This is a genomic window from Cupriavidus sp. 10L45 (assembly GCF_056395225.1).
This window is the reverse complement of record NZ_JBFTJC010000009.1, coordinates 211,856-225,132: the sequence shown is the minus strand read 5'-3', so window position 1 is coordinate 225,132 and position 13,277 is coordinate 211,856. Positions and strand designations below refer to the sequence as shown.

General features: G+C 57.6%; 15 protein-coding genes. 8 read left to right on the top strand and 7 right to left on the bottom strand.

Features of this window, described 5'->3' with window-relative positions; translation table 11 throughout:
* Nucleotides 1-58 precede the first annotated feature (58 nt).
* Both AC1DFU_RS17870 and AC1DFU_RS17865 read left to right on the top strand, forming a co-directional pair.
* Complete coding sequence (locus tag AC1DFU_RS17870) at nt 59-406, top strand: hypothetical protein (protein WP_218158015.1); 348 nt, start codon at nt 59-61, stop codon at nt 404-406.
* Nucleotides 407-472: 66 nt separating this feature from the next.
* Complete coding sequence (locus tag AC1DFU_RS17865; RefSeq protein ID WP_143093847.1) at nt 473-976, top strand: hypothetical protein; 504 nt, start codon at nt 473-475, stop codon at nt 974-976.
* A 65-nt stretch (nt 977-1,041) separates the two neighbouring features.
* Here the strand turns inward: AC1DFU_RS17865 and AC1DFU_RS17860 are convergent, their stop codons facing one another.
* Complete coding sequence (locus AC1DFU_RS17860; RefSeq protein ID WP_092290633.1) at nt 1,042-1,890, bottom strand: symmetrical bis(5'-nucleosyl)-tetraphosphatase; 849 nt, start codon at nt 1,888-1,890, stop codon at nt 1,042-1,044.
* A gap of 259 nt (nt 1,891-2,149) precedes the next feature.
* Here AC1DFU_RS17860 and rfbB point away from each other — a divergent pair, with 259 nt between their 5' ends.
* From rfbB to AC1DFU_RS17830, 6 genes are all read left to right on the top strand, one after another.
* Nucleotides 2,150-3,214: a dTDP-glucose 4,6-dehydratase gene (rfbB, locus tag AC1DFU_RS17855; RefSeq protein ID WP_092290631.1), complete on the top strand. Its 1,065-nt coding sequence runs from the start codon at nt 2,150-2,152 to the stop codon at nt 3,212-3,214.
* The gene (rfbD, locus tag AC1DFU_RS17850) at nt 3,204-4,121 is read left to right on the top strand and encodes a dTDP-4-dehydrorhamnose reductase (RefSeq protein ID WP_092290629.1); all 918 of its coding nucleotides are present in this window, start codon (nt 3,204-3,206) and stop codon (nt 4,119-4,121) included. Before rfbB ends, rfbD begins: the two co-directional genes overlap by 11 nt.
* Nucleotides 4,122-4,129: 8 nt before the next feature.
* The gene (gene rfbA / locus AC1DFU_RS17845) at nt 4,130-5,008 is read left to right on the top strand and encodes a glucose-1-phosphate thymidylyltransferase RfbA (protein ID WP_092290627.1); all 879 of its coding nucleotides are present in this window, start codon (nt 4,130-4,132) and stop codon (nt 5,006-5,008) included.
* Entirely contained in the window at nt 5,005-5,556 is a 552-nt protein-coding gene (rfbC, locus tag AC1DFU_RS17840; RefSeq protein ID WP_092290625.1) for a dTDP-4-dehydrorhamnose 3,5-epimerase, read from the top strand. The genes rfbA and rfbC overlap by 4 nt, the downstream gene beginning before the upstream one ends.
* 121 nt (nt 5,557-5,677) lie before the next feature.
* A complete protein-coding gene (locus AC1DFU_RS17835; protein WP_092290623.1) occupies nt 5,678-6,775 on the top strand; it encodes an MraY family glycosyltransferase in 1,098 nt (365 codons plus the stop codon).
* Between the two features lie 3 nt (nt 6,776-6,778).
* Nucleotides 6,779-7,666, top strand: coding sequence for a GumC domain-containing protein (locus AC1DFU_RS17830; protein ID WP_092290621.1), 888 nt, complete (start codon nt 6,779-6,781; stop codon nt 7,664-7,666).
* Nucleotides 7,667-7,683: 17 nt separating this feature from the next.
* Here the strand turns inward: AC1DFU_RS17830 and AC1DFU_RS17825 are convergent, their stop codons facing one another.
* The 6 genes from AC1DFU_RS17825 to AC1DFU_RS17800 are packed head-to-tail and all read right to left on the bottom strand — an operon-like array spanning nt 7,684 to nt 13,275.
* Nucleotides 7,684-8,574: a methyltransferase domain-containing protein gene (locus AC1DFU_RS17825; protein WP_255370679.1), complete on the bottom strand. Its 891-nt coding sequence runs from the start codon at nt 8,572-8,574 to the stop codon at nt 7,684-7,686.
* A 38-nt stretch (nt 8,575-8,612) separates the two neighbouring features.
* Nucleotides 8,613-9,965 (bottom strand): hypothetical protein, encoded by a 1,353-nt coding sequence (locus tag AC1DFU_RS17820; protein ID WP_441590668.1) that lies wholly within the window; start codon nt 9,963-9,965, stop codon nt 8,613-8,615.
* Nucleotides 9,962-10,306: an EamA family transporter gene (locus AC1DFU_RS17815; RefSeq protein WP_092290615.1), complete on the bottom strand. Its 345-nt coding sequence runs from the start codon at nt 10,304-10,306 to the stop codon at nt 9,962-9,964. The genes AC1DFU_RS17820 and AC1DFU_RS17815 overlap by 4 nt, the downstream gene beginning before the upstream one ends.
* Complete coding sequence (locus tag AC1DFU_RS17810; RefSeq protein ID WP_092290613.1) at nt 10,303-11,310, bottom strand: glycosyltransferase family 2 protein; 1,008 nt, start codon at nt 11,308-11,310, stop codon at nt 10,303-10,305. The genes AC1DFU_RS17815 and AC1DFU_RS17810 overlap by 4 nt, the downstream gene beginning before the upstream one ends.
* Nucleotides 11,311-11,334: 24 nt before the next feature.
* Nucleotides 11,335-12,456 (bottom strand): DUF1972 domain-containing protein, encoded by a 1,122-nt coding sequence (locus AC1DFU_RS17805; RefSeq protein WP_441590665.1) that lies wholly within the window; start codon nt 12,454-12,456, stop codon nt 11,335-11,337.
* Nucleotides 12,457-12,465: 9 nt separating this feature from the next.
* A complete protein-coding gene (locus AC1DFU_RS17800; protein ID WP_092290609.1) occupies nt 12,466-13,275 on the bottom strand; it encodes a glycosyltransferase family 2 protein in 810 nt (269 codons plus the stop codon).
* Between the last annotated feature and the right edge of the window lie 2 nt (nt 13,276-13,277).

Sequence of the window (13,277 nt, the reverse complement as noted above, 5' to 3'; positions counted from 1 at the left end):
TCTGCGGTAGTTGTGAAGTAATAACACTTCGCGGTTAAATCTAGTTAAAGGATTAAACATGAAGGTTGAATTCTTCAAGAAAGCGACTTGTTTTGTTGGTGCATGTGTTGTCGCTTCCAGCGCTTTTGCGGGATCGAGCAGCGGAAAAATCACGTATATAAATGTCCGGGACGATGGGCTGGTGTACTTCGCCTTGAGTGGCGCTCCGACTAATCGTCCTGGCTGCGCCTCTGCTTCCACTTATTTCATGATCAAGGACGAGAAATCCAATATTGGGAAGCAACAGTTAGCGTTGCTGTTGACTGCCGTTGGTACGGATAAGGCAGTAAGCGTCGAAGGAACGGGGCAATGTTCCAGGTATGTCGACGGCGAGGACGTGCGCTTCGTATTGCTCCATAACAGCTAGTGCAAGGTAGAGTCGTCCTGCACTCAGTAGTGTCCATGGGTGTCATGCCCTACCGGAGTTTTCAGTATGCGCGTCCTTCCAAAGATATTATTGGCGTTGTCGTGCTTGATTTCAATGTTCGACGCCAGGGCTGGGGTCTACGCCACCAGTCTTGAGGTGACAAAGCCATCGACGGTCAAGCCAGGGCAGCAATTTCAGATTGCTGCAAAGCTTTCGGGGCTGTTTTTTGTGAAATGGATATACCCATCTGCCTCTGGCCAGGGTGCCTATATATTGCTTTATCAGGGGAACAAGGAAATTGGCCGATATCGGATCAGTCAATACAATACCGCTGTGACAAGATCGGTAACTGCCGTGGGACCATCGGGTTGGAATGATTTGATTGGCCTCGGCTCAGAGACTATCGCTCGTTTCAACGTTACAGCCCCAAGCAAGGCTCAGACGCTTGAATATTCAGTTGTGTATACGGGGGAGAAGTGGAGCAATAGCGCGAACTCCGGCGTCTTGAAAGTGAAGGCGGGTTACCCCAATCTTGTGCCCGCAATCACCCCGCTCTTACTTGGCGATTGAGTCGTAGGCACTGACCACGAAGTGGGTCTCCGATCAGCCCCCCGCAAGAGCGGGGGCTGATCTTTTTAAGCGAGTGGATCAGAATACTGCGGGCAATCGACTTGGACGATGGTCCGGTCCGCTGGATCGGATGCGAGCCGGGCAGCGGTCAGCTTGCCTCCCCAGACACAGCCGGTATCGAGCGCCATGAGGTTGGGCCGCTTGACCAGTCCGAGCGTGGACCAGTGACCGCAGACGACGGTGACATCGGCGGTACGGCGGCCGGGCACATCGAACCAGGGCATGACGCCGTTTGGCGCGCCGCCTGGGCTTTCCTTGGTTTTGAGATCCATGACCCCGTCCGCGGAGCAGAAGCGGAGGCGGGTGAGGGCGTTCACGACCACGCGGTGGCGGTGGATGCCGGTCAGGTCGTCTCGCCAGCGGTCTGCGGCGTTGCCGAAGACGTTGCCGAGAAAGTCTTGCCAGTTGGGGCCCCGCAACTCCGCTTCCACTTCGCCCGCCAGATCGACTACCTGCGACGCGGTCCATTGCGGCAGGACGCCGGCGTGGACGATCAGAAAGTCGCTCTCCAGGATCGCCAACGGCTGATGACGCAACCATGTGATCAGAGAATCACAATCCGGAGCGGCCAATATGTCATCCAGGGTGTCTGACTTGCTATTCTTGCGCGCCCCGGCGGCGACGGCCAGCAGATGGATGTCGTGGTTGCCCAGTACCGTCCCGGCGCGCGGGGCCATGTCCTTGACCATGCGAAGGGTTTGGAGCGAAGCCGGGCCCCGGTTGATCAGATCGCCGACGAAGCGAAGCGGGGCGGTGGACGGAATTTGGGCCAACAGAGAGGTCAAGGACGGCGCGCAGCCCTGAAGGTCGCCGATGGCGAATGTGGTGTCTGAGGGTGCTGGATTAACAGGCATCGAAAATTTGCCACAAATGGGAGGATCGGGCGCAAAGTGCCAGAATAAGCATTCTTGTGTCGAGCCATAATCGATTTGGTCGAACGTTACAAGACGCTACAAAAAGTTGGGTATCACACCAAGGATACAGGTCAGGGTCAGATAGAATAGCGCCACTTCCGAGAGGACTAAAAAAAGACCGCTATCCCCCACCGGATCTGGCGGACAACCGACTGTGTCGGGAACTCGAAACATATCGAATGGGTAAGGGAGCACAGGTTTGTCGCATATTCTTGTCACCGGCGGTGCTGGGTTCATCGGGGCCAATTTTGTGCTCGACTGGCTTGCACAGCCGGACGCGGACAGCGTCGTCAACGTCGACAAGCTGACGTATGCCGGGAACCTCAAGACGCTCGCATCGTTGAAGGATGACAGCCGCCACGTCTTCTCGCAGACCGATATTTGCGACAGGGCGGCCCTGGACCGTTTGCTGACCCAATACAAGCCGCGGGCCGTGGTGCATTTCGCGGCGGAATCCCATGTCGACCGGTCCATTCACGGCCCGGGCGAGTTTATTCGGACCAATATCGTCGGTACCTTCACGTTGCTGGAAGCTGTGCGCGGCTACTGGAGCGGCCTGGACGATGCGGCAAAGGCCGCCTTCCGATTCCTGCACATCTCCACCGACGAGGTATTCGGCTCCCTCGGCCCAGCGGATCCGCAGTTCTCGGAGACCACGGCCTATGCGCCGAACAGCCCGTACTCTGCGTCGAAGGCCGCGTCGGACCATCTGGTGCGCGCCTACCATCATACCTACGGCCTGCCGGTCCTGACGACGAACTGCTCCAACAACTACGGCCCGTATCACTTCCCCGAGAAGCTGATCCCGCTGATGATCACCAACGCGCTCACAGGCAAGGCGCTGCCGGTCTACGGTGATGGCCAGAACGTGCGCGACTGGCTGTACGTGCGCGACCATTGCAGCGCCATTCGCGAAGTCCTAGCGCGTGGCCGAGTGTGTGAGACCTATAACGTTGGCGGCTGGAACGAGAAGACCAATCTCGATGTCGTGCATACGCTGTGCGACCTGCTAGACGAGTTCAAGCCAAAGGCTTCGGGGTCGTATCGCGACCAGATAGCTTTCGTGAAGGACCGCCCCGGTCACGATCGGCGCTATGCCATTGACGCGCGCAAGCTCGAGCGCGAACTCGGCTGGAAGCCGGTCGAGACCTTCGAGACGGGGCTGCGCAAGACGGTTCAGTGGTATCTCGATAATCAGGCGTGGGTGCAGGACGTGATGTCGGGCGAATACCGGAATTGGGTGGCGAAGCAATATGCAGCGTAAGCCCGGCGGTATCCCCACGATTCTTGTAACAGGAAGCAACGGCCAAGTCGGTTTTGAATTGCGACGTAGCCTGGCGCCACTGGGCAACGTCATGGCCTTGGATCGGGCGGGGTGCGATCTGTCGAATCCCGATGCGATTCGCGACGTGGTTCGCCGTGTGCGCCCCGACGTGATCGTGAATGCGGCTGCCTACACGGCTGTGGACAAGGCTGAAAGCGAAACGGCGCAGGCGTTCGCCATCAACGGCACGGCGCCGTGCGTGCTGGCGGAAGAAGCCCGTGCGTTGGGTAGCCTGCTCGTGCATTACTCCACGGACTATGTGTTCGCTGGCATCGGCAACGCACCCTATACCGAAGCCGATGCCGTCGGTCCGCTGTCCGTCTATGGCAAGAGCAAGCTCGCGGGCGAGCAGGCGATCGAAGCCGCAGGGGCCGTTGCTATCGTGCTGCGTACATGCTGGGTAGCAGGCGCGCATGGCGGCAACTTCGCCAAGACGATGCTCAAGCTCGGGCGCGAACGCGACAGCCTGCGCGTGGTGGCCGATCAGTATGGCGCGCCGACCACGGCGGCGCTGATTGCCGACGTGACCGCCCACATTGTCGATCGGGCCTGGCTGCATGGTGACCGCACAGCGTTTCCCGCCGGCGTTTATCACCTCGCGGCATCCGGGGAAACATCCTGGCATGGCTACGCGGCGGAAGTGCTGCGTTATGCGAAGAGCAAGGGCGTAGCGCTGAAGGTGGACCCGGATACCATTGGGGCGATCCCTGCATCGGCCTATCCGCTGCCCGCCCCGCGGCCGGCCAATTCGCGATTGGATACGCGCAAGCTCCGCGATACTTTTGACCTCAATCTTCCGGAATGGCAGCAAGGCGTACGGCACTTGCTGGACCAGATTCTCTCCTGATACCGCACATGCATAAAGGCATCATCCTGGCCGGCGGCTCCGGTACCCGGCTTTATCCGATTACCCGTTCGGTGTCGAAACAGCTACTGCCTGTTTACGACAAGCCGATGATCTACTATCCGCTGTCCACGCTCATGCTGGCGGGGATTCGTGACATTCTCGTCATCTCCACGCCGGAAGATACGCCCCGATTTGCGGAGATGCTTGGCGACGGCAGCAGTTGGGGTATCAACTTGTCCTATGCGGTGCAGCCATCGCCGGATGGCCTGGCACAGGCATTCATTATTGGCCGCGACTTTGTCGGCAATGATCCGTCCGCCCTGATTCTTGGGGACAATATTTTCTTCGGTCACGATCTCGCTCGCCAATTGCAAAACGCGGCAACGCAGGAGAGCGGCGCCACTGTTTTCGCCTATCACGTGCATGATCCGGAGCGGTATGGTGTCATCGAATTCGATGAGCATTTTCGCGCCGTGTCGCTCGAGGAAAAGCCGAATACGCCGCGTTCGAACTACGCGGTGACCGGGCTCTATTTCTACGACAACCAGGTTTGCGACATTGCCGCGGATATCAAGCCGTCGGCGCGTGGTGAACTGGAAATTACGGACGTGAACAAGCACTATCTGGCAAATGGCGAGCTCAACGTCGAGATCATGGGGCGGGGGTATGCCTGGCTCGACACTGGCACCCATGATTCACTTCTGGAGGCAGCAAGCTTTATCGCGACGCTGCAGAAGCGCCAGGGTCTGATGGTGGCCTGTCCCGAAGAGATTGCGTATCGCAGCAAATGGATCAATGCCGAGCAGGTGGAAGCGCTGGCCAGACCRCTGTCCAAGAACGGTTATGGGCAATACTTGCGCCAGATTGTTTCGGAGGCCATCAAGTGAGCCTGAACGTGATCCCGACAAGCCTGCCTGAAGTTCTCATCCTCGAACCCCGGGTGTTTGGCGACAGTCGTGGCTTCTTCTTCGAATCGTTCAATCAGAAGGCATTCGAAGCGGCGACGGAGTACCAGGGAACGTTTGTTCAGGACAACCATTCCCGATCGGCGCGCAATGTGCTGCGTGGATTGCACTATCAGATCCAGCACGCGCAGGGAAAGCTGATTCGTGTGGTATCCGGCGAGGTATTCGATGTCGCGGTGGATATGCGCCGAAGCTCGCCAAATTTCGGAAAGTGGGTCGGCGTGACCCTGTCGGCGGAAAATAAGCGCCAGCTTTGGGTTCCTGCGGGGTTTGCGCATGGCTTCGTCGTGACGTCGGATGAAGCAGAGTTCCTGTACAAAGTTACGGACTATTGGCATCCGAAGTATGAACGAAGCCTGATCTGGAACGATCCGGATGTCGGCATTGAATGGCCAATCGAAGGCAATCCCATACTTGCCGCAAAGGACGCCGAAGGCAAGCGCCTAGTGGAGGCTGATCTGTTCGAGTAATGCATCGCTGTGATTGCTGTGCGAGGCCAGGGCGGGATGATCATCGCGCCAGTAAAACGATGACATTGGCCCGGCAGTAATCAATCGCAACAGCCAACAGTGGTGATATAACGCTTCCTATATGCTGACACTTTCGATTGCTTTTGTTCTCTCGTTTCTCTTTACGCTGTTGGTGATACGCTATTCGAGCGTTCACGCTCACATCACGGCGGACTGGGATTTGAGCGGAGTCCAGAAATTTCATGCTCGTCCGGTGCCACGGGTGGGCGGACTGGGCATCGCTCTCGCGCTAGTTGGGGTGAGTATTGCGTTGTTCTTTCTTCGCGACTCGAAGGCGCTCGGCTTCCCCTATCTCTTGTTGCTCTGCAGTGCCACGCCGGCATTCGCGGCCGGCTTTATCGAGGATCTGACCAAGCGCGTGAGCCCTCGTGAGAGACTCATCGCGACGATGATTTCGGCAGTCCTCGCGGCGTATCTGCTCGATGCGCGCATCGTACGCATCGATGTCCATTATCTCGACATGGCACTCGCACTGCCGCTGCTGTCCGGTCTTATTACGGTATTTGCAGTGGCGGGCGTTGCCAACGCCATCAACATCATCGACGGATTCAACGGTCTCGCTTCGATGGTGGCGATGCTGATGTTTGTCTCACTGGCCTATGTGTCCTTCCAGGTAAGCGACCCGCTCATCATCACGGTGGCTTTTGCCATGGTCGGGGCCATCCTTGGATTCTTCATCTGGAATTTTCCGGCCGGGCATATTTTCCTCGGCGATGGCGGCGCCTATCTCATCGGTTTTGTACTGGCGGAATGCGGGATACTCCTGGTCATGCGCAACCCGCAGGTGTCTGCCTGGTATCCCGTCCTGATGCTGATCTATCCGATCTTCGAGACCTTGTTCTCGATCTATCGTCGTCGGGTCCTCAAAGGAGTGCCCGCTGGATACCCAGACGGCGTTCACCTTCATACGCTGATCTATCAGCGCCTGATGCGATGGGCCGTGGGTAGCAAGGACGAGCGAAACATGCTGCGCAGGAATTCGATGACCTCGCCCTATCTTTGGCTGCTGAGCCTCATGGCGGTGCTGCCGGCCACGCTGTTCTGGAATAACCGGATTGTTTTGCTGATATTCATCGGCCTGTTCATTATTCTGTACGTCTGGCTGTACTGGCGGATCGTCCGATTCCAGTCGCCGCGATGGATGATTATTAAGAGATAGCTTATGGAAATGAAATCTGTCCCTGCACCGAAAAGCGAGGAGGAGGGTATCGTTATCACGTTCGAGGATGTCGTGCGCTTTCTCAAGCGTCATGCCGTGAAGATCCTTGTGCTGAGCATGGCGGGGCTGGTCATCGGTGTTGGCACGACGTTCCTGGTTTCCCGCCAATGGGAGGCAAAGGGCGTCCTGCAGATTGGTCAGGTTTCGAACGAGGGGGGGAATGCACCGCTTGTCACGCAAATCGAACCGACTTTGCGCGCGCTCGAGCGCCTCAGGATCCCGCAGTTTACGGAGGAAGTACTGAAGAGGCTTGGTTTTTCGGTTGGACTCGAAGAGCCCGCTGCCGCCGTGCTGATACGACGTTCCTTGAAGTCCACGATGCTGGTCGGTACCGATCTGATTCAGTTCAGCGTGCGGGGCTATTCGCCGGAGGAGGCGAGGCGTGCGGCGGAGGGCATCAGCACAGAGATGATGCGCATCCATGCCGATCTTATGCGCCCGTCGCTGAGCCGATTGAATGCAGATTTGGCAGAGGTCAAGCAGGGTATTGCCAGGGAGGACAAGCGCCGGGAAATGCTGAATGAGCTCGTGCAAAACCGTGGCAACGCCAGTGTTGCGGCGAAATTCTCGGAAAATGTCCTGCTTAGCGAGATGGTCAGTGAAAATGAAAAGGGCCTGCGAACGCTACGCCTTCGCCAGAACTCGCTTGGCGAGCTGATGAGCAAGGAGCGTACTTACAATACCCATTTGCTAGGGCCGGTCGAAACCAGCCGACGGGCTGTCTTTCCGAGCAAAATGCTCTTCGGTCTCGCGGGCCTAGTGGTCGGTCTGGTGATCAGTCTTCTGATTGGTATGGGAATTGACGCACGCCGCCGTCTGACCCAGGCGTGAGGCCATCCCTGGCGCGCTCAGTCGCGCCGGTAAAGACACACCAGTACGTCGCTGGGAAAAAGTCGGGTCAGTGGGAGAAGCATCATGGTTCCCAGGTACTGAATCCATACGCTGATTGGGCTCGCCGTATTATCGAACCGCATCCGTGCCAGCATTCCCTTGGCCCTGACCGAGGGAAGCTCGGTGCTCTTTGCCAGGCTGAATCCATGGCGCGAGACGACGTTGGTCAGATTCGTCTCATTAAAGAAGTGGACATGCGGCGACGGGAATCCCTTCTGCCACAGCCGCTCAAAGGGTCCTATCCATCCCGCGCGGGCAAACACCTTTGACAACCGATAGAAGAGGCCCTTGCTGCTCGGAAGATTTAGGACAAGCAGGCCGCCTGGCGCAAGACGCTGGCGACAGACTGCCGCGATCGAGTGGACATCTAGAATGTGTTCGAACACGTCGTTGAACACGATTACGTCGAACTGTTCGTGAGGCTGTAGCGCGTCGGGAAAATAGCCCTCGCGGACGGGCAGCCCTCTGGCCGTTGTCGCAGCAAATACCTTCGCGTCGGGCTCCAGGCCGAGCACCGAATAGCGGGATGCTCCTGCGGCTTCCAGGAACCATCCGTGGGCACAGCCAACATCGAGCAATCGGCGCGATTCAGACACCGAATTCGCCTTGATCAGCGTGAGAACATCCTTGAAATTTTCCAGCCGGATTTCCCGCAATCCTACCTCGCGATCCCTTTCATCGATGGAATGTTGCGTCGCCTCGTCGTTGATCCTCGGCTGGAGATCGCCGGATTCATAACGGCATTTGGGGCAGATCCGATGCCAGGATAAGATCCCAGCTTCGGTTTTGTGGCCACACGCCGGGCACGCGCTATCGCGAGTTTGGGAAGGCATTGCATCAACAGTCATGAAAGATCGCGGAATTCATTTGCAGTCACGGAAGCAGGTTAGGCATGCGCCGACGATCTGCGGTCGCGCCAGGCTGCGGCCAGGAAAACGATAATCGATAGATTGGTGGCGATGATGCACCAGTACGCGTAACGAAAATCGACGGACGGTACGGCCGCCAGCAAACTGGCATAACAGCCCAGCGCGGAAAGGTTCAAGGCAAATACCTGAGTCCTTTCAATAGAAGGCCGCATGCGGGCACACAGTACCAGCATGACTGCAGCAAGGATTAGCCACAGGTAGGGCTTGAAGAATTCGCTCAGCACACCGTTCTGGCTCACGGTGACGTACGCTTCCAGCCGTTGGGCACTGTCTGGCCGTGCCAGCGCGATACCCAGGTCATTTTCCATGATTCCTGGCTGCCATACGTAAGCCGGTGCGAGTTGAGGAGACCGAATGAAATACAGGAAGGCATCCCACCGAATCTTCGCGGAGAGTATCGGATGTGCGAGTACGGTCTCTTTCCACAGATTGTGCGTGGTCTCATACGGGACTTCCGTCACCAGACTCCCGCCAGGGTCGTAGCCTCGGCTGATAAAGCACAAGGCTCGTTCGTACAGAATGCGAGGCTGGGTGCAGGCCATCAGGTCGTCATGCTTGACCCACGGCAGCAGGTTCTGCCCCGTCTGGGCGGAGATCATCGCAATTTCGTCGCCCATCAAGAATGTCTCCAGATGCCGCCGCTCAGCTTTCAGCAAGCCGTAGCTGACCAGAGAACCGATGAGCCAGAACGCAGCCGACACTACAACGGCGATGACGGCCGCATAAATGATCTTTCGCCTGCGGAGATAACCCAGCGAGGCAACAAAGATAAGAGGGGCGGTAGCAAGAATGGCGTTGTGCCTCACAGCAAACGCGTAAAACAGGAAAGGCAGGCTTAGCAGCGCCAGCCGGGTGTTGCGGCGAAGGTTGAACAGCAGACCCGTGGCCACCAGCAGCGAAAATGCCATGCCGACGTCTTTCCACAGCACGCCGGCGAAATTCAGAATCCACGGCAAAAAGAAGATGGCGGGAATCAAAATCTTCCAGCGGGGGCTGGGCATGTCCATTTGCCAGACGAGGATGCCGAGCACAAGCAACATCAAATGCAGTACCAGCAGGCTCTCCGGCCCATGTATCAGGGACAGGCTCAGATGCCACACGTAGGACATGATGGCCGGATGGTTGTCCGCGTAGCTTTGCGCCTGGGCACTGCGATACTGGCTGACGGAGTCGTTGGACATGAATCCTGGCGCGAATGCGGTCCAGATCGTCACTATCAGGAGCGCGGTAGTGACGATCGACAATGCCGTGTACTTCTTGCTCATGTCGGTGCGGTAGTTCAGGTTGGTGTCCGTTGAAAAGGGCGTCATGCGCTGGTTGTCAGTATCACGCCGATTAGAATGAAGACGACGCCGAACAGGTACTGCGGCTGAAATCGCTCACCGAAGAGAAAATACGTGCCGAGCGGCACAAACACGAAGGCCAGGGCCATGAAGGGGTAGACCTTACCCAGAGAAATGCGTTGAAGCACCCACACCCAGACGATCGAGGTCACGCCATAAAGGCACATCGCTGCGAACAGAACGGCAAGGGGCTTGAGCGAGAAAAGGCTGCCGGTTTCCTGGGAAGCGCTCGCGCTCATCTTGAACAGTATCTGCCCAAACGTCATGCCGAGCGTGCAGACGAGTGCGACTGCATAGGTGAGGATCATTGGTCCCTTCCAGTTGAGTTTTCAATCACGCCGCGCCGGATTCGACGTCGATGGAGTGGCCGCCGGGGAACAGACGCGATGTCATAAGCCAGAAACGCCAGAACAAACTGTAGGCCGACAATCACGGGCAACCCGGCAAGCATGACGGTACCGGCGGAAGCTGGCGCGTGAGCCTGGAACGACCGCATCCATTCGATTCCGCCGAATATGAAGCCGAATGCAAGCATCGCCACCCCGAGAGGGAGTTCCAGGGAAGCAATCGAAAGATCGCGCAGATAGTAGTTGTAAAAGACCCGCTTTACGAAGTTTCGCGCATGCTTCACAAGGAATTCGCCAACCACTTTGCCGATCTTCAGATTGCTGACTTCGTCGCCATACTTCGCGTCCATCGGGATATCGAGTACCACCGCGCGAAGCGTATTCAGTCGGAAGAGCATGTCCGATTCGAAGAAGTAACGATGGCTGATCTTCCTCATTGGCAGATGGCGAGCCACTTCGCTGTGAATTGCTGTATAGCCGTTCGTGGGATCGAACAGATCCCAATAGCCGGACGACAGCTTGCTCATGAACGAGAGCGTGGCGTTCCCGATCAGGCGCGCTTTCGGCATCTGCTCCAGGCTGTCGAGGTTGAAGAAGCGGTTTCCCTTCGTGTAATCCGCCTCGCCCGCCAGGATAGGCTCAACAAAGTTGGTGATATATCGGGGATCCATTTGCCCGTCACCGTCAACCTTGACCATGACATCCACGCCGTCCTGAATACCCGCTTGATAGCCGGCCATGACGGCGCCGCCCACTCCGAGATTCTTCGGCAGCCGAATCACCTGTACGCGGGAGTCCTTACATTCGCTGGTGACAAATGCACCGGAGTTGTCGGGGCAGCAGTCGTCTATGACGTAGATGTGCGTCACCAGATCACCGATATTCTCGATGACGCTCATGATCTGGCTGCGTACCTTGTAGGCCGGTATCACAACCGCGATCCTGGGGAAATGGTTGCTAGTCATATCAGATCGGCCTGGAGGGCGGGTTCAATGGCGTGCCTGCAGCAAACCGGCCACAACGTCGTCATACTGGCCGAGAATACGACGCCACAGGAACTGATCCACGCAGCGCTGTTTGGCAGCGGCAATCATCGACGCACGGACTTCCGGACTGGGTGGATTATCGAGGTGGACGGCGAGGTCTTCTGCGCCCCTGAAGAACAGCCCCGAACCATCACCACCCATTACCCACCGATTGAATGGGTTGTCGTGAGCGACCAGCAACGCCCCTGCAGCCATGGCTTCGATCAGGGAAGGATTGGTACCCCCGACCGAATGGCCGTGAATATAGAGCGAGCTGCGGCGTCGCAGTTCATTCAGGACTGGTGCGTTATACACGCCGCCAGCGAAATGAACGTCGGGGTGCTTGGCACGAAGCTGGCGACCGTACTCGTTGACCTCGAAATTGCCGAGCACGACCATCGGATGCTTTTTCCCGCTTCGCTCGAATGCATCGAGCGTAACGTGGATCTGGTTTTCCGGCTCCGCTCTTGCCACGACAAGGGAAAAGCTCTGGTCCGGAAACTGACTCAGCAGAGGATGCGAGAGGCTGCTTCGATCGCCGGACTCCAGAGCGTCATCATCCACACCATAGGCAATCATGGTGGAATCCTTGCCAAGCTCTTCCTGCAGATAGCGTTGAATCTCGGGATGGTCGGCAATCAGGATATCCGCCTGGCGGGCCGCGGCGCGTTCATTCCAGCGTAGCCAGATGCGGGCGATGCGCCCCCACTTCTCGCGCCGCCATTCGATGCCATCCATGTTGACCGCGTGCGGTACGTTGTGCTGCTTCAGGTAACGCTGAAAGATACCGGTTCCGTAACCGAAAATCAAAGCGACCGCGCCCGGCGGCACGTCCTTGAAGGATCTCCAGTCATATTCGATGGTGCCAAGGGGGCCGCTGCTGCGAACGGAAATAAATCGACGCCGGACGCCCATCCAGCGGTCCTCATCTGCGCCCGTCTCGTTGACAGGGGGATCGTTATTGCAAAACACGGTCACATCGTGTCCCTGGTTTGCCAGGTGGGGGGCGAGGACTTCTACCAGTCTTTCGAAGCCGCCATAGCGGTTCGGAATGCCCCGTACACCGATCAGATAAACAGTTGCCATAATCCCGACTTAGCGAAAATATCGTCCGCGCAGGACGTCACTCGTTATTCGAAGGAGCCCCGCCATGCCGCCAAGGCAGTAGCGCGGGAGGCCGGAAGGCCAGGGAGATTTTAGGAGGACCTGGCGGGCCGCGAACTCGCCCTTGCGCATTTTCCATATTGCACTGGACAAGCCACCGCTGGTTCCAACAGGCCGATAGACGATGGAGAGTTCCTGCTGGAGAAAGCAGATTCGCGTATCGGGCTGAACGTACCGAAGCAGGAAGCACCAGTCTTCGCAGTGCCGCAGGCGCACGACGCCGAGGCGTCGTTCACGCCGTATCACCAGCGTTGGCGTCACAACGGGATTCAGAAGCGCAATCCACCAGCCAAATGGTAGCCAGCGGCTCAGAGAGCCCGTCCAGAGGCGGGCCAGCTTACCATACTTGGGCATCCCCTGGACACCATGAAAAAGCAGGTCAACGGGGCCATTGTCCAGCTGTTCAAGGACCAGGTCGATCTTCTCCGGCGTGAACGCATCGTCGGAATCCAGGAAAGCAATATGGCTGAATCGTGCTCGCCGGATCCCCAGGTTTCGCGCAGCTTGTGGCCCCCGGTTGCGCATAAACCGATAACAACGGATCGGAATGCCCCAGTCATTGCGCATGGGGAGTTGCTGGCGAAGATCTTCGTTGGATCCGTCATCGATAACAATGATCTCCACCCGATCGAGATGGGTCGAGCGCACCGACTGGCATGCTCGCGCGACCATTTCAATGCGATTTAGCGTGGGAATCACGACCGACAGACCGCTCGGTCGCGCGGATGAATTCAGTTGCATGA